This window comes from Lactiplantibacillus sp. 3062 (assembly GCF_055413545.1).
Genome location: NZ_JBVAYE010000001.1, coordinates 601,894 through 625,387, shown reverse-complemented (window position 1 = coordinate 625,387; position 23,494 = coordinate 601,894). Strand labels below are relative to the sequence as shown.

The 23,494-nt window shown below is 43.6% G+C and carries 18 protein-coding genes; 4 read left to right on the top strand and 14 right to left on the bottom strand.

Annotated elements, in window-relative coordinates; translation table 11 throughout:
• Window positions 1-51 precede the first annotated feature (51 nt).
• From ACWQAU_RS02795 to ACWQAU_RS02785, 3 genes are read right to left on the bottom strand one after another with little or no spacing between them, the layout of a single operon-like run.
• On the bottom strand, window positions 52-1,329 hold the full coding sequence (locus tag ACWQAU_RS02795) for an MFS transporter (protein WP_027821638.1): 1,278 nt from the start codon (window positions 1,327-1,329) through the stop codon (window positions 52-54).
• Between the two features lie 14 nt (window positions 1,330-1,343).
• The gene (locus ACWQAU_RS02790) at window positions 1,344-2,921 is read right to left on the bottom strand and encodes an alpha-L-rhamnosidase-related protein (protein ID WP_027821637.1); all 1,578 of its coding nucleotides are present in this window, start codon (window positions 2,919-2,921) and stop codon (window positions 1,344-1,346) included.
• 29 nt (window positions 2,922-2,950) lie between these two features.
• Entirely contained in the window at window positions 2,951-4,228 is a 1,278-nt protein-coding gene (locus tag ACWQAU_RS02785) for an MFS transporter (RefSeq protein WP_003643054.1), read from the bottom strand.
• A gap of 235 nt (window positions 4,229-4,463) precedes the next feature.
• On the opposite strand from ACWQAU_RS02785, the gene ACWQAU_RS02780 reads away from it, so the two are divergent.
• A complete protein-coding gene (locus tag ACWQAU_RS02780; RefSeq protein ID WP_223843861.1) occupies window positions 4,464-5,348 on the top strand; it encodes an AraC family transcriptional regulator in 885 nt (294 codons plus the stop codon).
• Between the two features lie 133 nt (window positions 5,349-5,481).
• Here the strand turns inward: ACWQAU_RS02780 and ACWQAU_RS02775 are convergent, their stop codons facing one another.
• The 6 genes from ACWQAU_RS02775 to ACWQAU_RS02750 form a co-directional block, all read right to left on the bottom strand.
• On the bottom strand, window positions 5,482-6,081 hold the full coding sequence (locus tag ACWQAU_RS02775; protein ID WP_011102179.1) for a Fic/DOC family protein: 600 nt from the start codon (window positions 6,079-6,081) through the stop codon (window positions 5,482-5,484).
• Window positions 6,078-6,524, bottom strand: coding sequence for a helix-turn-helix domain-containing protein (locus tag ACWQAU_RS02770; RefSeq protein WP_016511055.1), 447 nt, complete (start codon window positions 6,522-6,524; stop codon window positions 6,078-6,080). The genes ACWQAU_RS02775 and ACWQAU_RS02770 overlap by 4 nt, the downstream gene beginning before the upstream one ends.
• A gap of 238 nt (window positions 6,525-6,762) precedes the next feature.
• Window positions 6,763-7,770: a LacI family DNA-binding transcriptional regulator gene (locus tag ACWQAU_RS02765; protein ID WP_003643058.1), complete on the bottom strand. Its 1,008-nt coding sequence runs from the start codon at window positions 7,768-7,770 to the stop codon at window positions 6,763-6,765.
• A 133-nt stretch (window positions 7,771-7,903) separates the two neighbouring features.
• Entirely contained in the window at window positions 7,904-9,367 is a 1,464-nt protein-coding gene (locus ACWQAU_RS02760) for a UDP-glucose--hexose-1-phosphate uridylyltransferase (protein WP_027821636.1), read from the bottom strand.
• Window positions 9,367-10,371, bottom strand: a complete 1,005-nt coding sequence (galE, locus tag ACWQAU_RS02755) for a UDP-glucose 4-epimerase GalE (RefSeq protein WP_027821635.1) — start codon at window positions 10,369-10,371, stop codon at window positions 9,367-9,369. Before galE ends, ACWQAU_RS02760 begins: the two co-directional genes overlap by 1 nt.
• 64 nt (window positions 10,372-10,435) lie before the next feature.
• Complete coding sequence (locus tag ACWQAU_RS02750; protein WP_027821634.1) at window positions 10,436-11,599, bottom strand: galactokinase; 1,164 nt, start codon at window positions 11,597-11,599, stop codon at window positions 10,436-10,438.
• Window positions 11,600-11,882: 283 nt separating this feature from the next.
• Here ACWQAU_RS02750 and ACWQAU_RS02745 point away from each other — a divergent pair, with 283 nt between their 5' ends.
• Together ACWQAU_RS02745 and ACWQAU_RS02740 are read left to right on the top strand one after the other, a co-directional pair.
• Entirely contained in the window at window positions 11,883-13,763 is a 1,881-nt protein-coding gene (locus ACWQAU_RS02745) for a glycoside hydrolase family 2 TIM barrel-domain containing protein (RefSeq protein WP_003643062.1), read from the top strand.
• On the top strand, window positions 13,747-14,706 hold the full coding sequence (locus ACWQAU_RS02740; protein WP_011102183.1) for a beta-galactosidase small subunit: 960 nt from the start codon (window positions 13,747-13,749) through the stop codon (window positions 14,704-14,706). Before ACWQAU_RS02745 ends, ACWQAU_RS02740 begins: the two co-directional genes overlap by 17 nt.
• Window positions 14,707-14,805: 99 nt before the next feature.
• On the opposite strand, the gene ACWQAU_RS02735 is transcribed toward ACWQAU_RS02740, so the two are convergent.
• The 5 genes from ACWQAU_RS02735 to ACWQAU_RS02715 form a co-directional block, all read right to left on the bottom strand.
• The gene (locus ACWQAU_RS02735) at window positions 14,806-17,022 is read right to left on the bottom strand and encodes an alpha-galactosidase (RefSeq protein ID WP_027821633.1); all 2,217 of its coding nucleotides are present in this window, start codon (window positions 17,020-17,022) and stop codon (window positions 14,806-14,808) included.
• Between the two features lie 96 nt (window positions 17,023-17,118).
• Window positions 17,119-19,077, bottom strand: a complete 1,959-nt coding sequence (locus ACWQAU_RS02730) for a glycoside-pentoside-hexuronide (GPH):cation symporter (RefSeq protein WP_003645695.1) — start codon at window positions 19,075-19,077, stop codon at window positions 17,119-17,121.
• Window positions 19,078-19,404: 327 nt separating this feature from the next.
• On the bottom strand, window positions 19,405-20,439 hold the full coding sequence (locus ACWQAU_RS02725) for an aldose epimerase family protein (protein ID WP_079111865.1): 1,035 nt from the start codon (window positions 20,437-20,439) through the stop codon (window positions 19,405-19,407).
• Window positions 20,440-20,561: 122 nt separating this feature from the next.
• Window positions 20,562-21,557 (bottom strand): LacI family DNA-binding transcriptional regulator, encoded by a 996-nt coding sequence (locus ACWQAU_RS02720; RefSeq protein WP_003643067.1) that lies wholly within the window; start codon window positions 21,555-21,557, stop codon window positions 20,562-20,564.
• Between the two features lie 325 nt (window positions 21,558-21,882).
• Window positions 21,883-22,905, bottom strand: a complete 1,023-nt coding sequence (locus ACWQAU_RS02715) for an aldo/keto reductase (protein WP_027821632.1) — start codon at window positions 22,903-22,905, stop codon at window positions 21,883-21,885.
• Window positions 22,906-23,088: 183 nt separating this feature from the next.
• Between ACWQAU_RS02715 and ACWQAU_RS02710 the strand changes: the two genes are divergently transcribed.
• Window positions 23,089-23,457 carry a pyridoxamine 5'-phosphate oxidase family protein gene (locus tag ACWQAU_RS02710; protein WP_011102185.1) on the top strand — a complete coding sequence of 123 codons (369 nt, stop codon included), beginning with the start codon at window positions 23,089-23,091 and terminating at the stop codon, window positions 23,455-23,457.
• Window positions 23,458-23,494: the final 37 nt, after the last annotated feature.

The window sequence follows — 23,494 nt, the reverse complement described above, 5'->3', positions numbered from 1 at the left end:
CCGGCAATGCCCGGCTTACATTTTTAATTCTTAGTAATATTAATCAATTTGTTAAGAAACCGCTTTCATCGTTAGGTCTTTTAAACCGGTCTTCTTAATAATAGCGACAATGATCACTGCACAGGCACCGAATAGCACCGTACATCCAACCATAATCCATAATAAGAGTTGCGGCGAATATCCCATTAATGTTGGCGTTACTAGTGAGAAAGCAGCGGTCAGCACCCGAACTAAGCCATAAGAAAAACCCGTCATCGTTGCCCGTGCATCCACTGGATAGAAAGTCTGACTCCAAATTTTATAAAGGGCCTCACCACATAATACTGTGCTACCAGAGTAGAAAATATAAACAACGGTGAAAATCTGCCAGTCATCACTAAAGATCCCTGCAGTCACAAAGGAAAGCAATGCTACGGCAATACCTAAATACATCACTCGGTAGCGATACCTAGTGTCTGAAACCTTTAAATAGATCAGGTTAACTAACAGACACACGATATTGGCAATTAATGCCACGATTGTCGAATAGGCTTGCGTACGGCCATCAACAGTCACTAAGAAATAGTTAACAAATGACCCCCACGTATTGGCCGGCAAATTCCAAAATAGATAAAAAACAGTTAGTAGAATCATTGGTACTAACAAACCACCTGTTCGCAATAGCTGACCTAATCGATACTTCTTAACCGATTGACCGTTAGATGCACAGTCCACATGTTCATGGTCAACTAAGTCTGTTTCAATCTGTTTAAAACGCTTTGAAAAGACCCGCACGCACCAATTAATAATCGCCACTAATCCAATCCAACCAAATAAGGCTGCCGGGCTTCCCATACCACTGTTAGCAGTTATAAAACCAATAAACTGTGACAACAAAATGCCCATCGTCCAAAAAATCTGAGTTGAAGAAATTGCCCGACCATAAACTTTACTAGACATCCGTTCCGAAATAACCGCCAATGACGTTGGTAAATCAGCACCAGAGGCCAAACCAGCAATCACAACACCAATAATCAATATCGTCGTATTTTGTGCAATCGCAATAATAAACGAGCCAATCGCGACAAAAAAGATATCAGCATTAAACACCGCGACCCGGCCAAATTTATCCGACAGCCAGCCGCCCACAAATGAACCAATTGCAACCGCGACCGTCAGCATAGTACTTAGTAGTCCGACCATCCAGCTATTCAGTGCTAAATATTTTGTCCAGATAGGTAGCGCTACTCCCAGACTAACGAGCAACGCTGCATCCATATAGGAAGCTAGACCAGCAACAATTATTAAGAGTACGTTTGCTTTACTCAGCTTTACTTTTTCGTCAACCATCGCAGACACTCCTCCTAAACGAGGTACTTATTAATCAAGTACACCGGTGTACAGCTCCAAGCATGACAATAACTATTTAAAATGGGACTCCCATACGGCGAATAATCAGGTTGATTAGGATCAAATGCTTCCCAATAAGTATCCGCACCTAGCGTAATCATTTTGCCCCAGTAATCTTTCATTAATTGGACGGCCTCTTGCTTTAAGCCTGCTTCAAATAATGCTTCCGTAATATGGTGATACATATACGGCGTTGCAATACCAGTAATTGGAAACAGTTTCGTGACGGTCGTTTGCATAAGCGCCGTGGTTTGCTCAGGATCCAAAACATGTGCTAGTGTCATCCACACTTGGCTTGCCACATTAACTTCACGCTGATCCCCTGAGACAAATAACCCCGATTGCGAATCAAACAATTGAGTTTTAGCGTACTGGTTTAATTTACGCAGTATCGCTGTATAGGTCTCTAAGCTTGTATCATTAACCAGTTCCGCAAGCGTAATAAATTGTTTTAGCGTATAAATAATAATGGCCTGCCCAGCCGTTTCTTTGTCAAAATCATTTGACCAGTCGATGAAAACCGGATTTTCTTCAGTCAATTTCAATTTACCTTCAGAAGTAACTTGTGCCAACGCCAAATCCATTTGCTTTTTAGCAACACGATATAAATCATTCAAAACTGTTTTATCAGAACTAAACGCCTCATAATCAGCCAAAATTGAAATAAAGAATAGACTGTAATCAAACAAGAAGGTGTCATCTGGAACTGCCGTTGGTTTAGTAAAAACATTGGCAGGAATCCGGCCAGCCGTTGTAGGCATCGCACCGAACAAATACAGACACCGCTTGACCAGATCTGTATCTTTGAACGTTGCATAATTGGCCAATGCTTGTAGCCGAAGATCACCAATCCATAATCGCCGATCGCGCTTTGGTCCATCTTCAAAGACATCCTGCATACAATCAGCTAATGTTTTCAAGCCAACCTCATAAATCCGTTGTAATTGTGCATCGGCTAATTCCGGTTGATGCACTGTCGCAGTGTCTACCGCACTTGTCGCCGTGACCACTGGATTGCTAAAAACAGCTCGCCATTTTGGTGACGTATCAACAACTGTGATCTCAGCATAACGAAAACTATAGCGTCGTGGTAACGTCAGCGTGGTTGGCAGCACATCTAAGTGAACAGTTTCTTCTTGAATCCAAGATTTGCTCAACCAACCGTCGTAATCTTCACTCTTGCGTGCTAATTCTGCAGGCATTTCAGCAAACTTAATCTTAAAACATAGTGGTGCATCCATTGGTGAACCAACAGCGTTAATATTAATACTAAATTGACCAACCTGATGATCGCCAAAATCTATGATAATTTGGTCGTCACGTTTCAACTCATAACTTGATAATCGTTCAATAGGTGCAATTTGTTTAACACCCCATCCTTCAAGGTATTGCGTATCACGCTCGAGCGCCACAATCGATGCCGCCTTAACTTGGGTTTCTTTCAGTATTGGCCGATAGCTTGCCGACTTGTCTAATAATGCTTGATTATGCCGAAATTGAACATCATTATTGATCTGAAAAGTAAACGCCATCTCTTCCACTCGCTTTCTAAATACTTTGTTTAAAAGTTATTAATACCATGTTTCTTTTCCAATCGCATCATTGTCAGCCCTGCTACAAAGCTAATAAAGACAATGGCAGCGAACCCAAACATCGTGTTACGAATTGCTGATGGCACAACTAACGCAGGTGTAATTAAGGCAAATAGGCCACAACATACCCGTGAAAAGCCATTAATAAATCCTTGAACTGATGCCCGAACTTCAACTGGAAATGCTTCCTGTGTCCAAACTTTATACATCGCTTCACCAGCAATATTATTCCCAATGTTGTAACAGCCAATCGTGATGACAATTGGCCATAACGAATGACTACTCATTGCTAGTCCGAGCATTGCCAAAAATTGAACGGTAATCCCAACTAAGAAGAACTTATTACGATACTTACCCCCAGCGACTGATGCAAAAGCCATGGTTGCCAACAACGAGATAAAGTTTAGGACTATCCCAGCACCAGTTGCGAAACTTTGACTCGCATGTGCTTGAACCAGCGTAAACGTTTGAAACTGTCCGAACGTATTGGCCAGTAGATTCCAGCAAACATAGAAGATTAAAATACTGAAGAAGAATGCCATAAAGCGTCCCTTGTTGGCACCAGCGAAGACCGTCTTAATCGAGACCTTCTCTGTTGTCTGTGAAGCTGCTTCGCGATCAATACGCCGTTGTTCACCTTCTTCATGAAATGCTCGGAACTTAGTTGAAAAAGTCCGCCATGCCCAAGTAATCAAGGCAAAAATTGCTAAAATCGAAAAAACAATCCGAGCACCGGAAGCACCGGCCATTTTAGAAACAATAAAGGCACAAACATAAGACATGAAAACCCCAATTTGCCAGAAGATTTGCGTCGACGATACTAAACTAGCCGAGGTCTTATCATCCGGTGCATCATGCGAAACTACGGTTAAACTAATTGGTAAATCAGCACCCGAAGCTAACCCGGTAATGATGACGCCAATCAAAAGCATGATATAATTATTCGAGAAAACACAGATCAAGGCGCCAATCGCATAAATCAGGTTTAACCAATTAAACGATTTAACTAGACCAAAAGATTTTGTTATCTGTCCTGCTAATAGGGATCCAATTGCAATTGCAAAAGTTAGTGCACCTGAAATAATACCAACTTGACTGTTAGTAAGACCTAGTCCGTTCTGCCACACTGTAATAGTCGCGGATAAGCCAACGATAATTCCTGATCCTAGAATGGAACCAATTCCTGCAGCTACTGCTAATGGCCGATATTTTTTCACCATTGAAGTTGACGTCTCGCCGTTATTCATATGAAGAACCTCCCTTTATTTATACGAATATTGTAAGCGATTACTGTAAGGGGTACCATATCTCAACTACATGAATGATCGTGCAAAATCACAGGTTGTACTAAACGATAAATATTAAAGAAGGTTAGTATTAATGACTAGTAAATTTCTCAATTACGAATTATTTGCTCTGACACCGGTTGAGCTAAAGCAACGCCAATCACATGGTAACGTTAACTACATGGACTTAGACTATGTGAATAATCCGATTCCCCAGATGCCCCGCTCAGATTTTTTTAAGCACGGTGATATTGCTGTTACCAAAAATAATCGCTTTTCCTATGTTCCAGCTCACACGCATAGCTTTATTGAGCTTAATTATATGTATGCTGGCACTTGTACTCAGTATATTAATGGCGAAAAAGTGACCCTCCATCAGCACAACCTAATTTTGATGGATAAAGACATTGTTCAGCAAATTGAATCAACGGGCAGTAATGATATTTTGATTAACATCTTGCTCAAGAATGACTCAACGATGAACCAACTTTTCGACTATATTGCCGTTTCAACCAATGAAATCACTCAATTTTTATATAATGCATCCCACATCAATACGTTGCACAACAACTTTATTCTGTTTGACTTAACACACCAAGAAGTTGCCATCAATTTAGTTGAAAGTTTAATTATCAAGGGCCTTACAAAGAGCCGCCAACGTAATAAATCAATGGGCCTGCTGCTATCTACATTAATTCTTGAATTATCGCAATCGATTGAGCAAGAATACATTAACTTTTCTGACAATACGGACGACAATCTTTTGCCAATCATTCAGTACATCAATCAGAATTTCGCCAGCGTGACATTACGTGATGTCAGCGCCAAGTTCTCTTATAATACGAATTATCTGGGTAACAAATTAAAAGAAGCGACGGGCAAGACCTTTAAAGAACTTGTTGACCGCCGCCGAATTTCTGCTGCCCAAAATCTGATGATCAAAACTAACTGTACACTCGCTGACATTTGCGACATCATCGGATATCAAAACACCTCATCACTCTTTCGTCTGTTTAAAAAATACCTAAAGACCACCCCATCCGAATATAAACGAAAAGTTAGTGGCCCACTCAAGCAGTAAAATTGACCGCTGCGACAAACGTCATATATCTCACTAAACTAAAACAACAAGTGCACTCAGATTAGAAATTTCCGAGTGCACTTGTTGTTTTAATTTAAGACCATTCTTAGTATCACGACTAACAATAATTGATCTATTTGGTTAGTACTTCCAGGAACACCTGTGCCATCATCTCAGCATCATCTTGAATTGACGCTTGCATGTAAGCATCCTGCTGTGCCTGGGTATAGTTGATGTCAAAACCATGCTGCCAAGCCAAAACCTCAGTAAACAGCCGCGTCGTGCGGCCATTACCTTCCCGAAACGGATGAAACATGTTGATTTCGGTGACAACTTGTCCCAACGCCTGTGCAAGCTGTTCCCGATCATTCGGTAACATCGCAAAATTATCGAGTTGGCGTTGAATATCCATCTCAGCATTACCAAATAAAGCCACCGGGTGGAAAAACGTCACCACGCCATTCGCAGTCTTGTTGAAATCAACTTCGCGATAGTGACCGGCCCAGTCGTAAATTTCACCGAGCAAAAACCCATTGATCAATTTTAGCTCTCCAATTTGACGTCCTGTCAATTGATGAGAGTCTGGCAGAAGATAGTGATTGCGGGATAATTGCTGTTGCCGTTGCGTACTCACTTTGTACTCAATTTTCTGCAAAGTAGCCGCTTCAGTAATGCCTAAGCGATTTTTCAAAATACCGTTTGGTTGTAGGTAGTCCGCCCATACCTTTCTCATTCGGCTTTACGATTGGTCGAAGTACGTATTCTTGCTAGCATCTCTTGTGCGCTAATCGGGCCTTCGTCATAGAAGCGACGAGCGTCTTGAACATCTTCCTTAGTCGGCTCAAAACCCTCATACATATTGCTGATAATTGCATTCATGGTCGCCCGGTATTCCTCTTGATTCCGAAACTGCACACCCATGATGGTGAACTTCTGATCATCGTGTTCTAAATACATAATCGTATTCTCCTCCTCGAGGTTTGTCAGTGCGGTATATACCGCATCGTCCGTAGCCAAAATCTGAATCAAACGTACCGCGGTGCCACTTGGTTGGTAGTCCGCTTGTTCCCAGTGCTGCACCGTTCTAACCGAGGTGTTGAGTAACTTTGCCAGCTTTGCCTGACTAATTTGGTAATGTTGCCGAATCTCCTTAAGGATTGTGGCAGTTGTTTTCATTTTCATCACCTCACTCACAATTATACCCTTGAAGGGTACAATTGTCGTTATTATGGCCTCACACCTTAGCAAAACAGACCAACTAATCAGAAAGTAGTAGCATGACCAATCAACCCATTCACGTGCGCTATTCAATACCAACCAGTGCCCATCAAAGTCATGCACCACTTTTTAACAATCGGGTGGCACATTAATTAATTACGATATTTCTGCCAAATTTCACGAACACTCGATGATTTCATTTGGTGCTTTCACGTTCTACCAACGTCGTTCCCAGTTCAATGCGCTGGGCTGCTTGACGATCATCTTGGAATCGGCTCACCAACAAATCGATGGCCGTCTTTCCCATCAGTTCAGTCTCAACATTGACCGAGCTAATCTCTGGATACACATATTCGGCCAGCGTCGTGTTATTGAAACTAAACAACTTGACCCGCTGTGGCACAGCAATATCAGCTTGCTGTAACGCTTTGAGCGCACCGGCTGCCATCGGATCATTAGCGATAAAGAAAGCGTGTGGTAAGCGGTCACCTAACATTTCAATGGCCCGTTTCATCATCAGATAACCAGATTGACTAGTGTAATCACCAGCTAATACATACTCAGCATGATAGGCATGATGCCGCTGCAACGCCTGTTCAAAGCTTTGCTGACGTTGGTTGGGAATCTCCACCTGCTGATCAGTGGACCACTCTTTGCCATAAATCATGCCGATATCTCGGATACCACGCCGCCAAAAATAATCAACGACGCGGTTAGTAGCAAACGTAAAATCAGTCACCACACTGCTGAATCCCTGAGCAAAGTGATCGTCATCAACAAAAACAAGCTGGCTTGACAAACGACTCAACTGTTGTACTTGAACAGGGCTAAATTTTCCCACCGCCACGATTGCATCAATATCATCGCCAACCTGATCTAAATTATTCTGGAAGATACTAGTCGTCGTAAAACCACACACTTGAGCTTGATGCTCAATTCCTTTACGAATCGCTAAATAATATAAGTCATCATGTTCTTGAATCTTAGAGTACCACTGAATCACAGCGATATTTTTCCGCATTAGCGCCTTTATATGCTGACGTTTACGCTTACTGTACCGCAGCTCGCCAGCAATCGTAAACACGCGCTTGCGTGTCTGCTCGCTCACTGATAGTGTCTTGTCATAATTTAAGACCCGCGATACCGTCGCCAATGAGACATCTGCTCGTTGCGCAATATCTTTTAACGTTACGGCCATCGTCATTCCTCTTTTCTCTTAATTAGCACTGAATAACAAACGTGGGGCAACTGGGCGTGACACTATTCACCAATCATGACTCGTCGGTAAATCGCGTCTGCAACACCCCGTTGCCCCACGTCTTCATTTGATTAACAACTTAATCGTGCATTGCTGCGACAAAACGATCAAAGGCTGCCTCACCAGCGTCATCCCACTTAAAGACCCCAGCATCGGCCAGAACCCGGGCAAAGACGTTGCCGACCGCCGTATCAATGACAGTCGTCACATTGTCAGCGGTGATGGTATTAGTGGCCTTCAATTGATCAGCCCATGCTTGATGCATCGCGACCATTTGATTAGGCTGATCCAACAAGTATTTGCCGACTTCAGCTAATTCGGTCTTCAACCGGGCTGGTAAAATGGCCCGGCCCATCACTTCAATCAAGCCAATATTTTCCTTCTTGATATGTTGAACATCCTGATGTGGATGGAAGATGCCATCTGGAAATTCAGCAGACGTCTGATTATCACGCAAAACGATATCTAATACGTAGTCATCGCCAACTTTGCGTGCAATCGGTGTCGTTGTGTGATGACGTGTGCCATCCGTATAAGCACGAACATCCACACTCTCGTCCGAATAATTCTTCCACGTCTCATGAATCTTCACAGCGGCATCCGTTAATGCAACCAAGTCCTGACTCGTCAGCCGAATCGTCGACATTGGCCATTTAACAATCCCAGCCTTAACACCCGCGATACCTAAGTCAATCGTGCGTGCAATTGGCGCTTTCATCATTGGAAATTCGTGCCGACCACCTTGGTAATGCTCGTGTGACAGCATTGAACCACCAACAATTGGCAAGTCCGCATTACTGCCCACAAAGTAATGTGGAAATTGCTGAGCAATTTCAAGTAAGTTGGTAAAAGTTTGCCGGTTAATGACCATTGGCCGGTGCTCTTGATCCAAGAAAATCGAGTGTTCATTAAAGTAAGCATATGGAGAATATTGGAAACCCCAAGTATTGCCACCAAGTGTTAACCGAATAATTCGGTGATTACTCCGTGCTGGGTAACCGAGCCGGCCTAGATAGCCTTCATTCTGCATACATAGTTGGCAAAGTGGATAGCCATCTTGCGGTTGGTTACGCGCTGCCGCAATCGCTTTAGGATCCTTTTCAGGCTTTGATAAGTTGATGGTAATCTCTAAGTCACCAAATGGCGTTTTTGCTGGAAAGACCACGTTTTTCGCAATGGCCCGCGTCTTGATATAATCATTAGCTTTGCTTAAGTTAAAGAAATAATCGGTTGCCGTTTGCGGACTAACCTGATACTTATCCCAAAAACGTTGGTTTAATACGGATGGTAACGGGGTCACAAGATCCATCAATTGATCCGCTAAGATATCTTCATCCGATTGGGTCGCTTCGATCTTGCCATTTTGAATCGCCGTTTTAACCAAGGCATCGGTTAAACTTGTTAATTGGTCATCGCTTGCCGCAATCGGATCACCCTCGCCGACCAAACCAAGAACCCGGTTATGCACATAGATTCGATCTAATTCAGTATATTGCGAAGGCGACGCGATCACCGCCGTGACAAATTGATCCAAACTCGTCATTATGCTTGGCCTCCCCGATCATCATAGCCGGCCGGATGACTTTCTTTCCAAGTCCAAGCCGTCTTGATAATTTCTTTCACATCATCATACTGAGGTGTCCAACCTAAAACAGTACGTGCCTTGTCGCTAGCTGCAACCAATGTGCTTGGATCACCAGCGCGGCGTGGTGCCATGATTGCTGGAATTGGCTTACCAGTGACTTCACGAGCAGCGTCCAACATTTGTTTGTTGGAGAAGCCCGTTGAAGAACCCAAGTTAAACGCATCACTATCGTGCCCCTGCTTTAGGTATTCCAAGGCTAAGATATGTGCATCAGCTAAATCGACAACGTGAACATAGTCCCGAACATTGGTCCCGTCTGGAGTGGGATAGTCGTCACCGAAGATTTGTAATTGATCCCGTTCACCAGCAGCTACTTGTAAAATAATTGGGACGAGATGCGTTTCTGGTGCGTGATCTTCGCCGATGCTGCCGTCAGGCTTAGCCCCCGCCACGTTGAAGTAACGTAAGGCCACGAACTTAATCCCGTAAGCCACATCTGACCAGTGCATGATCTTTTCCATCGCTAATTTACTTTCGCCGTATGGGTTAGTTGGCACTTGTGGGTCCGATTCCTTGATTGGCACCTGCTTAGGTTCACCATAAGTTGCTGCGGTCGATGAGAAGACGATTTTCTTCACATCGTGCTTAGCCATCACTTCGAGCAACTTAACCATCCCTGCCGTGTTGTTATCAAAGTACTTGAGCGGATTCTTCATCGATTCAGGAACAACTGAGAAAGCTGCAAAATGAATGACACCTTCAACGTTTTCTTGGTCAAACACGGTATTCATGAACACCGTATCCCGGACATCACCTTCATAAAAACGCGCGTGTTCATTGACTGCTGCCCGGTGCCCCGTGACCAAGTTATCAACAACCGCCACGTCATACCCCTTTGCAACCAACCGATCAACTGCGTGTGAACCGATGTAGCCGGCACCACCTAAAACTAAAACTGCCATTCTAATTCCTCCTCAATATTTCTCAATGCTTACTGCTAATTTGTATTTTAAATCAATTCTTTTATTAAAGTTCCTTAGGGCCGTCTGCGATTTCAGCAATGTAGAAATCAGCGTCGTAACCAATCGTGTCGCGATAAACTTTACCGACGTTTTCCTTAAAGGCATCGACTTGGTCCTTATCAACGATGGCAATACCACAGCCACCAAAGCCAGCACCAGTCATCCGCGCACCAAGCACGCCTGGTTGTTTCCAAGCTGTTTCGGCCAACGTATCCAATTCTTTCCCAGTCACTTCATAGTCAAAGTGTAGTGAAACGTGGGAAGCCGTCACTAATTCGCCAAAGGTCGTTAAATCATCGTCAGCCAAGGCCTTAGTTGCGCGAATGGCCCGTTGATTTTCGAAAACGGCATGCCGGGCACGTTTGATTAAGGTTTCATCATTGATTAAGTAGGCCGCTTCGTCAAACTGGTCGTTAGTTAAATCGCCAAGTGATTTGATGTCTAACTTAGTTTGTAATCGGCGTAATGCTTCTTCACATTCGGAGCGGCGTTCATTATATTTTGAATCCGCCAATTCGCGCCGTTTGTTCGTATTCATGATAACGATTACGTTGTTGCCTAACTTTACGGGTGCATAAGAATAGTCCATGGTGTTGGTATCAAGTAAAATTGCTTGGTCCTTTTTACCCATTCCAACAGCAAATTGATCCATGATCCCGGAGTTAACACCAACATAGTTGTTTTCGCACTTTTGACCAATCTTAACAAGATCTAATTGGCTAATACCGAGATTAAAACCAGTGTTTAAAATGATTCCAGTTAATAACTCAATTGACGCAGATGATGATAATCCAGCACCATCAGGCATGTTGCCATGGACGTAGAAATCAAAACCATGATCGAATTTAACGCCGGTCTTCGCGATTTCGTCCATCATTCCCTTAGGATAATTTGTCCAACCAGCGGCTTTGTCATATGAAAGGTCGTTGACATCAAACGTGACGATCCCAGCATCTGGAATATTAGCTGAGTACATCCGCACTGTCGTATCTGTCCGGGGTGCATAAACACCATATGTCCCGATTGTAATCGCACATGGGAAAACATGGCCCCCGTTATAATCAGTATGTTCACCGATCAAGTTGATTCGACCAGGTGAGAAAAAGACCCGTTCTGGCTTGGTATCAAAGGCTTCGGTAAACTCCTGTTTTAAGTCGCTAGTATTCATGAAAAATCCCTCCGTAAATAGTTTTACTAAAATTTTATTAGTTTGACTATAATGCTTTTTTTGATTGTTGTCAACACCCCATAAGACCTTTAGAACAAGATTTGGTAACGCTTTACAAATTTATCACGTTATCGATTCAAATTCTTCTTATCGCCCGTTGTCGTTGTCAGTAGTTGTTGTCATTTAGTTAAAATTTAACTAAAACGACATATACAAATTTAATATTTTGTTTTATGATAATTGTAAGCGTTTTTATTTATGTAACTTTGAAAGGAGCTTCCTCATGCAAGCTAATCTTCAATGGTTAGATGACCCAGAAGTCTTCCGGGTCAACCAATTACCTGCACATAGTGATCACCATTATTATCACGACACAGCAGAATTCAAAACGGGTAGTCGCTTCATCAAGAGTCTCAATGGCGCTTGGCGTTTTAACTTCGCCAAGACACCGGCTGAACGCCCAGTTGATTTTTATCAACCCGATTTCGATGCAACCGACTTTGATACGATTCAAGTTCCCGGTCATATTGAACTAGCCGGCTATGGTCAAATTCAATACATTAACACGCTATACCCATGGGAAGGTAAAATTTATCGTCGCCCACCGTATACCCTCAATCAAGATCAATTAACACCAGGCCTATTCAGCGACGCTGCGGACAACACCGTCGGCTCGTACCTCAAAACCTTTGATCTCGACGATGCTTTTAAAGGGCAACGTATTATCATTCAGTTCCAAGGGGTAGAAGAAGCCCTGTACGTCTGGTTAAATGGCCATTTTATTGGCTACGCTGAAGATAGTTTCACCCCTTCAGAATTTGATTTGACGCCGTATATTCAGGACCAAGGTAACGTTTTAGCGGTTCGGGTCTACAAACGCAGTACTGCTGCCTTTATTGAAGACCAAGATATGTTCCGTTTCTCTGGTATTTTCCGTGACGTCAATATACTGGCGGAGCCTGCTAGCCATATTACTGATTTGGACATCCGACCAGTTCCAAATGCCAATCTCAAAAGTGGTGAGCTCAACATCACTACTAAAGTAACCGGCGAACCAGCCACTTTAGCGCTGACCGTTAAAGACCATGACGGGCGAGTACTGACGAGTCAAACGCAAACCGGTAGTGGCAGTGTAACCTTTGATACCATGTTATTCGACCAACTGCACTTGTGGTCACCACAAACGCCGTATCTCTATCAATTGACAATTGAAGTTTACGATGCTGATCACCAACTCTTGGAAGTCGTCCCATATCAGTTTGGGTTCCGGACGGTCGAGCTGCGCGATGACAAAGTCATTTACGTCAACAATAAACGGTTGGTGATCAACGGGGTTAACCGGCACGAATGGAACGCCCACACCGGTCGCGTTATCAGTATGGCTGATATGCGCGCTGATATCCAAACCATGTTAGCTAACAATATCAATGCCGATCGGACCTGCCATTATCCTGATCAATTACCTTGGTATCAATTATGTGACGAGGCCGGTATCTACCTAATGGCCGAAAACAACCTCGAATCGCACGGGTCATGGCAAAAGATGGGGGCTATCGAGCCTTCTTACAATGTTCCTGGCGATAATCCACACTGGTTAGCAGCGGTGATCGACCGGGCCCGTTCAAACTACGAATGGTTTAAAAACCACCCATCGATCATTTTTTGGTCACTTGGCAATGAATCGTATGCTGGCGAAGATATCGCGGCGATGCAGGCTTTTTATAAAGAACACGATGATTCACGACTCGTCCACTACGAAGGTGTTGTCCACACACCAGAATTAAAAGATCGCATTTCTGATGTTGAAAGTCGGATGTACGAAAAGCCCCAAAATATTGTAGCTTACTTGGAAGATAACCCAACCAAACCTTTCCTAGATTGTGAATATATGCATGACATGGGGAATTCTCTGGGCGGTATGCAATCATATAATGATTTGATCGACAAGTATCCGATGTATCAAGGTGGCTTTATTTGGGACTTTATTGATCAAGCCCTCTTCGTTCATGACCCAATTACCGACCAAGACGTGCTCCGGTATGGCGGTGATTTCGACGAACGCCACTCCGATTATGAATTCTCCGGTGACGGCTTAATGTTTGCCGACCGGACACCAAAACCAGCAATGCAAGAGGTGAAATATTATTATGGCTTACACAAATAATCAACTACACGTTATTTACGGCGACGGGAGTTTAGGACTACAGGGGGCTAATTTCCACTACCTCTTTAGCTACGAACGTGGCGGACTCGAATCACTCGTCGTCAACGATAAAGAGTGGCTCTATCGTACACCCACGCCCATCTTTTGGCGGGCGACAACCGATAATGATCACGGTAGCGGCTTTTCAGTCAAATCCGCACAGTGGTACGCGGCCGATAAGTTCTCAACTTGTCAAGATATCGAATTGACGGTTGACGACCAACCAGTCACACCGTTACCAATCGCGCCACTCAATAACAAATACACGGATCACGAAATCGCCACGAAAGTCTCACTGGCTTACCACTTCGTTACCACGACCGTTCCTAGTACCATCGTCACAGTGACTTATACGGTGACAGCAGACGGTCAGATCAATATCGCCACCCATTATAGCGGTCAGTCTGATTTGCCAGAGCTACCCGCATTTGGTCTGCGGTTTATCATACCAACTACCGCGACCGGCTTCGACTATACCGGTTTGTCCGGTGAGACTTATCCTGACCGGCTGGCCGGCGCAACGCACGGGCGATTCCACGTTGACAGTCTGCCAGTCACACCATACTTGGTCCCACAAGAATGCGGCATGCACATGCAAACTGAACAAGTGACAGTAACGCGATCAACAACACAAAATAACGCTGACCACGACAACACACCGTTCAGTTTGACATTTAGCCAAGCCGATGCACCATTCGCCTTCAGCTGCCTTCCCTATACCGCCGCTGAACTAGAAAACGCAACGCACATGGAAGAATTACCATTAGCACGGCGAACGGTCTTATCAATCTACGGTGCCGTTCGTGGGGTCGGTGGCATTGATAGTTGGGGAACAGACGTAGAATCCCCATATCATATCCCCGCTGATCAAGACATTGACTTCAGCTTTAATATTCATTTCTAAAAGTTATTTTGATTTCAAAAGAACGCTCCGGCGAGTTATTTGCCAGAGCGTTCTTTTAGATTAACGATGATTAAGTTTTAATATGTTTAATGGCTGAGCTTAGTCCTTAGCCTTGAAGTAATGTACCTGCGCCGTAAAGTCACTAGTTTGAACGGGAGTCGTGTAGAGTCCTAGTTGCATCAATTCATCGCCACCGTACATTTTGTTTGTGTCGGTCTCAACGTAGGTCTGCTGAGGGTCTAATCCCGCTAACTTCGTAATATGCGGTTCTGGTTGAACTGCACCTAAAATAACGAAGGTGAACAGCAAGGCTTCTTTCTGATCCGGACTAACAAACATCCACGCCACCGTATTAGATTCAAACGGGCTCTCTAATCGATAAAAGGTCCCGTATTGAACTAACTCACGGTGCTGCTTATAGAAGGCAACCTGTCTTTTAACGGCCTGCTTGTCCGCATCACTTAGTTGGGCCGCGTCCAGTTCATAGCCCAAGGTACCACTCATTGCCACAGCACCACGCATCTTCATCGACGTCGACCGTCCTAACAATTCATCCGGGCTCGTCCCAACATGGGCGGTAATTGCAGAAATTGGATAAACGAGTGAAGTCCCATATTGAATTTTGAGCCGTTCAATCGGGTCATTATTATCTGATGGCCAACTCTGTGGCATATAATACATTAAACCAGCATCAAAGCGGCCACCACCGCCAGAGCAGCCTTCAAATAAAATCTGTGGATAGCGTTTCGTTAAACGCTCCATCAAGTCATATACACCTAAGATAAAGCGGTGGCTAGTCTCACCTTCATGAGCTGAATCGCTATGTGGCGAATAGACTTCCGTTAAATTGCGGTTCATATCCCACTTGATATAATCAATGGGCACCTTATCAAGAACTGCGGTCATTTGTTCAAAAATATTGTCGACAACATCCGGTTGGCTGAAATCAAGCACGTATTCGTTCCGCGATAACGTTCGACCACGATCCGGTACGCCTAGCACCCAGTCAGGATGGGCCCGATAGAGTTCGGAATCAGCCGAAATATTTTCTGGCTCGAACCAAAGTCCGAACCGCATCCCTTTATCATGGGTCCGTTTGCTAATATCCGCTAAGCCTCCTGGTAACTTGTTCCGATTAACAAACCAGTCACCTAGCGAACTATTATCATCATTTCGATGACCGAACCAACCGTCATCCAGCACAAACATTTCGATACCCAGTGGTGCTGCAGCATCCAAGATTGATTGAATCTTGTCCGCATCAAAGTCAAAGTAAGTAGCTTCCCAATTGTTGATCAAGATCGGCCGGAGATCGTGCTTGTAACGACTGCGCGCCACGCGATCACGCAATAAATCATGGTAGGTTTGCGACATACCATTAAGCCCCGTCGTTGAGTATACCATTGCAACCTCGGGCGTTTGGAAACTATCACCGGCCGCCAATCGCCAGTCGAAGTTATATTCATTGATTCCCATAGTCAAGCGTGTCTGACCAATTGGGTCCCGTTCTAAACTAATCTGGTGGTTACCTGAATAAATTAGCAATGCACCAAGGACATTGCCTTGAAATTCATTAGTATTCGGATCAGCTAGCGCCACAAAAGGATTCATATGATGAGAACTAGCACCCCGGCGACTTTCAAACTGAGTTACACCTCGATGGAGCCGTTCACGACTAAGCTGGCGCTCACGCGCATAGCTTCCAGGTAACGAAATGGCATCTAATGGTTGGGTTGGCAGGTCCATCTGCATCGAAGCCACTTTTTCTAAGTCGACAGCTTGCTCACTGTGATTAATCAACCGGGCGCTACGCGTGATAACTGGCCGATCCCGATAAATCGTGTAGGCTAATTCGAGTGTCACGCCTAATGTGGCATCTCGCAACGTCACAATCAAAGTTTGGGCTTCATCCTCATCTTCGACATAAGTTTGTGGCAAGCCCTTAAGTTCCGGCTTACCGGCTTCCATCCGGCAGTCTTGATAACGAAAATCAACTGTTCGAGCACCATTGGCCGCGCGAATAATCGCGGCGGGTTGCCGATAATCACCGGTATTATTGCCACCGTATTCCTGTGGCAAATCATCCTTGGAATAGCTTCGATCAGTCGTATTCGGTAAATTTCCTGAGAACCCCCGATCAATCCGGGGATACTGACGCTCGCCATGATAACCCCGAACCCGTGGGCCAAAGTACAAGTGGGCCAACACGTTGCCTGTCTCCACACCTAGAATATACGAGATTTGATCGTTATGCAGGTGAAAGACAAGTTGTTCTTCATCAATGTCAATTAAAGTTTGCTGCAACGTTACTGCCATAGTAAAATCTTCCCTTCGCTATTAGCTTTTTCTATTTCAGTTCACAAAAAGAGCTATTAATGGCTCGCGTCATTAATAGCTCTCCTCGTAAAGAAACTATGCTTGATCCGGTAAGCCGACATTCGATAATTGTAAGACATCTTCATCATCTTGTACGGTGGTTCCTGAATCTTTAAGATACGTAAATTCGGGCATATCTTTATAGTTTGTAATAACGACCATAACGGTATCATCCAAGCCAGCCTTTTCAATTGCTGGTTGCCAGAATTCAATTAATTCTTGCCCTTGTGTGACATGGTCGCCCTTCTCAACGTACTGAACAAATCCAGTCCCACGCATCTTAACGGTACCAATCCCAATATGAATTAGCGTTAAAATACCGGTATCAGAACGTAATCCGATTGCATGGCGAGTCGGGAAGGTTGCAACAACTTCACCATCAAATGGTGCGACAACGCGACCATCCGTTGGTTTAATGGCGAAACCTTTACCCATACTACCGTTTGCGAAGGATTCGTCAGCAACATCTTTCAAACTGAGCAGTTCCCCGGCAACAGGATCTTGATAAACCGTCGTCTTGGCATCGGCTTCTGCTTCAACTTCAGCAGGAGTTTCATCGGTTTCCAAGTGAGTTGACCATGTTTTTTCAAGTTCATCAACGATTTGTGCATGCATCTTTTCATCCAACTTAACCTTCTTGAAGAAGATGAATGTCCCAATCAAAATCATAGCAGCAGGTACACCGAACATCATTAACTTGAAGATGGCAGCGCCATGGCTAGTCACATCACCAGCAGTGGCACCAGCTGTCATCCCAGCCCAAACAGCAGTTAAACCAACGACACCGTTAGAAATCGCACCGCCTAATTTATCAAGTAAAGGCCGAACGGATAAGGTTAAAGATTCGTCACGATGACCAAACTTCAACTGCCCATATTCAACAGAATCACTCAAAACCATCAAAACAACTAAGAAAATTAATGGTTGTGGAATGTAGAATAATACGGCCGCTGTTAAGATCATTGGTAATGACTGACCAGCAAAGGCAAACATGATCAGTGAAATCATCATAATAACAACTGCTAAGAAGAACACCTTACGACGACTAAACTTCTTTGCTAATGGTGGGAAGGCCAATACGGCAAAAATCCCAATAATCGCATTTAGTGAACCTAATAGTGTAAACTTCGAGGCGTCACCCAAAATATAGGTGAAGTAGTAAAGTTCTAGTGAGTTCGTAATGGCAATCCCTGCCGTGTAGATCCCATACATCAATGATAACCACATCAATTGATCGTTACGGGCTAACACTTTGAAGACTTCCTTGAAGCTAGTCTTTTCAGTGTTCTTACGCAATTCAGAATCATTTTCTTTGGTTCCAAGTGCAACAACTAAGGCAGAAATCAAAGCGATTGCGGCAATAATGATCCCAAACGCCATCCAACCACGGTTGTCACCTTGACCACTGTTAGACTTAACAGAAAACATTAAGACGATTGGCATAACGATAACCCCAACGATGTTGGCACCAATGTTAGAGCCAACCCGGGCGTATGTCGCCGTCTTTTCACGTTCTGCTGAGTCAAATGAGATTGCTGGAATCATTGACCAAAAACCAACGTCTTTAAACGAATAGAAAATATCCATTGTAATGTATAAAATTGCAAAAATAATTAAATATAGAATGGGGTTTGAGGTATTTAATCCGCCTAAACTCGTGAATAAAAGTGCTAAAACGACGGAACCTATAATCCCACCAATGACAATCCATGGTTTAAAGTGGCCCCACCGAGAATTAGTATTATCAATGGCATTCCCGATCAAAGGATCAATTGCTAGTTCCACGAACCGCAAACCTGCAATAATCATGGTGATCCAAGCAATCATTTGTGTTCCTTGAGCCCCACTACTCTTATCGAACAAGTGGGAGGTCACAAACATAATAAAATAAGTTGATAAAGTGGCATAGAAGGCATCGTGCCCAAACGCCCCAAACGAATAAGCAAGTCGCGATGTTATTTTACGACCTTTACTCTGCTTTGTCTCTGCATCCATAATCTCGCCTCACATCTTCCTTGAATAATTTACAAGTTTAAATGTAATCGTTTTCAGAAGTAATGTCAATGATTTTTAGTAAAATTTGTTCAAAAGTTTTATCTATACCGTTTTTGATTAGGACCTGCTAATGCGCCTATCGACACTGATTGCCCGCTTTCCAAGGGCTTAAGCAGTCTGGCACTCATTATCTTACCAATGATCATCGTTTTACTAATCACGGTATTAATCAGATGCTCGGGACTTTGTTAACTAAATTAAACATTGTTTACTCATACGTTTACAAAAAAGGCGCCAGGCAGAACTCGCCTGACACCTCAACTAGTATTAATTTAACCGTTCATATTGGTACCGAATCGTATGCGTCACTGGTGCTCCTGGACGTAACACAATATCACCAAAATCAGGATGATTGATTGCATCAGGAAGTGTCTGGGCTTCCGTCGCTAACGCATTATATTGATGCGCGTCTTCCTTATCAGCATCAAACGGATTAGCCGTGAAGATAATAAGACTATTGCGATCTGAATAAATTTTTACTTGGCGCTTATCATCAGTATCCCCAACGATAGCAATTGGTTCTGCCGCACTTGGGGCGACTTCATACGCATCGTCAAATTCAATGCCACCATTCTCAGTCTTCAGCTGGGCTAATGCCTTTTCAACTGGTTGTGCCTGGTTAAAGTCATACGCTGTGCCTTTAACTGCTAATTTCTTACCAGTTGGGACTTTTTCATCATCAAATTCCAAGTGAGCTGCACTCGTAATCTGTAATTTTTGTTGGGCCAAACTGGTCCGATCATCAGTTGTGTTCCAATAAACGTGATTAGTTGGATTAAAGAGGGTTGCTGCATCAGTATCACCGGTAAATGCAATGGATACTTGATCCTGATTATCTAATGTAAACTTGATAGCGACATCCATATTTCCCGGGTAATTATCATCACTGGCGTTGATATGCTTCTTCAAAGTCACACTGACACTATCATTGGTTTGGCTAAAAGCACCTTCAAAGTTCAGCGTGTTAAAACCATGATTCCCACCGTGTAGCGAATGGGTTTGTTCGTTCATATCAACTTGATAGGATTGATCGTCGATTTTGAACTTAGCACCGCCAATCCGGCCAGCAACCCGACCAATTGATTGACATAGGCAGTATCCCACCCGTTGATAGTCAGTCATGTTATCAAGGCCCCAAATCAAGGGATGCTCAACGCCGTCTTCATTGACGACGAATTCTTGCCACGTCCCACCATAACTAATGACCGAGATACGAGTTTGATGGTCATTGACCAGCGTATAACGCATTACATCTTGACCATCTAGTTGGTCAAACACCGTTTTTTTAGTTTCCAAAATCATGCACCTCCGTGTTATTTAAACCGCTTTCATTTAGAAGTATACCAGAATTTCTTGAAGTTGAGTAAAACTTTTAGTTAAAATACTAAAAGAACGATCTGGTTTCTATCCCAGATCGCCCTTCACTACTTGGAACTTGCTCGCTCAACCAGATTAGTACCCAGCTCAACCCGTTGTGTCGTTGTTCGCCCTGCTAGTCGACTGATGACCAAATTAACTGCGGTCGCCCCCATCAACTCAGTATCTACGTTAACTGCGCTTAATTCGGGATAAACGAATGTCGCCAGCGAAGTATTGTTAAAGCTAAATAACTTCACTCGTTCTGGCACCTGGATGCCACTAGCTTGCAACGCTTTAAGCGCACCTGCCGCCATCGGATCATTTGCCACAAAGAAGGCTCCTGGTAGCTGATCTCCCAACTTACGAATGGCTTTTTGCATCATTTTAAACCCAGATTCACTAGTATAATCGCCCTTAAAAACGAACTTAGGATCAAACGCATGCCGTCGTTCCATCGCGGCCCGAAAACCCAGCATGCGTCGATCAACTACCGCTAACTGATGGTCGGTTGTCATTTCTTGACCGTGAATAAAGCCAATATGATGAAAGTTGCGTTGCCAAAAATAATCGACAACTTTTTCTGTAGCCAACCGAAAATCAGTAATGACACTATCAAAACCAGCATCAAACTGATCATCATCTACGAATACTAAGTTGTCAGTTACTGATGCCAAGTCCTTGACTTGTGGCTCGCTGAACTTTCCAACTGCAATCACTGCATCTACGTCTGGTCCCAATTCTTGTAAATTATTTTGGAAGATCCGAGTCACTTCAAACTGATTATCCTGTCCACGACGTTCAATCCCCATCCGGACTGACATATAATACAAATCATCTTGTTCCTTAGATTCCGAATACCATTGAACAATAGCAAGTCGCTTACGCGCCGTCGTGACAGTATGCCGTTTATTTTTTGAATACTGTAATGCTTCTGCTGCATCTAGAATTCGTTGGCGCGTTGTATCACTAACAGACAATGATTGATCTTTGTTTAACACGCGCGATACCGTTGCCAATGATACGCCAACTTTATTTGCAATATCTTTTAGCGTCGCCGCCATGAATTGGCCCCCTTAAATTCAAACTAATTCTTACTACCATCTAAAGTCGCTATCGCATGATTTATTTGCAAATTATTTTAATTTTCAAGTATTGCGCCGAACTTCAACGCATAATCGTGATAACTATCATGTAAAACTTTATCATTAATTGTGAAAATTGGCGAATTTAAACACTAATTTATTTAGTAAAGGCCCCCTGTGCGTGCAAATCTGCAAAATTATGTTATTATTAACTTAACTATTAGGTACAGAAAGGGCCATATCCTCGGATATGGCCCTTTCTTTTGCGGCTCTATAACATTGACTATAGCGAATTGTGCAAACGCTATGATCGACCAGCATTCCAATCAATTGCCGGTTGTTCGGTAAGAATCTGTTCAATCGTTGCTAATTCTGATTCACTAAATTTCAACTTTTCCAATGCAGCAACGTTATTAACCACCTGCTCTGGCCGGCTAGCACCAATCAAGACACTTGCTAAGGCTGGCTGACGTAGGTTCCAAGCCAAAGCCATTTGAGCTAAGCTTTGCTCCCGTTGTTGCGCGACTTCATTTAAGCGCTTTACCGTAGCTAGTGTCTGTTCTACCTGGACTGGATTCAAAAATGGAATTGTTTGCTTATTGGCCCGCGAATCTGTCGTGATTCCGTGCAGATACTTGTCCGTCAATAACCCCTGTGATAGTGAGCTAAAGCCAACCGCCGCCTTATGAGTTGCTTGTAGAACGGGGAACAAGTCCTGTTCCACCTGTCGATTAAACATATTATAGCGTGGTTGGTGAATAATGTATGGGGTTCCTAATGATTCAAATATCTTGGTCATAGCAGCCGTCTGCTTGCCATTATAATTTGAAATGCCTACATACAATGTCTTACCCTGCCGTACTAGCTGATCAAGCGCAGCGGCCGTCTCCTCCATTGGTGTTTCAGGATCAGGACGGTGACTATAAAAAATATCAAAGTAGTCTAAACCAGTTCGCTGCAGACTCTGATCAGCACTGGCAATAATACTTTTTCGTGACCCCCAATTGCCGTATGGTCCCGGCCACATCACATAGCCCGCTTTACTAGCAATGACCATTTCGTCACGGTATGGCCGCATATCGGTAGCCATAATACGACCAAAATTAGTTTCTGCACTGCCGGGCTCCGGGCCATAGTTATTGGCTAAGTCGTAGTAGGTAATTCCCAAATCAAAAGCTTGATGAATGATTGCCTTTTGATTAGCGATCGGATCAACGCTTCCAAAATTATTCCAAAGACCTAGCCCGATTGCTGACAGCTTCAAACCACTATTGCCTACTCGATTATAAATCATATGGTCATAGCGCTTCTGGCTTGCTTGATACATATTAAACACCCTCTCGTTATTCGTTCCTAGCTAAAGTTACCGCTTTCATTAGTAAAAAGCAACGCCTGGTTTTACCATGCTACCTCCGCTAAGATTATTGAGACATCGAACACTCTCGCTTGATAATTTATATATATCAATTACAATATATTATGAGAATATAAACGTAAAGGAGTACTTATTATGGACCCTAAATTTATTGAAGTTATCAAAGACACGACCCCCGCAACCATCGTTACGGTCAACGCCGCACCAGCACACGTCGTCAACACCTGGAGTCATTATATGCAACTTATCGATGATCATACCCTATTGATCCCATCGGCTGGCATGCACTCAATTGAGGCCGATTTTGCTACCGACAACCACATTACAATTGCTGTCGGTAGTTACAAGGTTCCCGGCACAACTGGTACTGGCTGTGGTTTCCACATTCATGGTACCGGCAAGTTTGAAACTAGTGGCGCTTATTTCGATCAAATGCATACTAAGTTTGATTGGATTCGCGCGACCCTGGTTGTCACAATCGACGATGTGGAACAAAAGATTTAACAACTAAAATCTAGACTAAAAGAACGTACACGAGTTG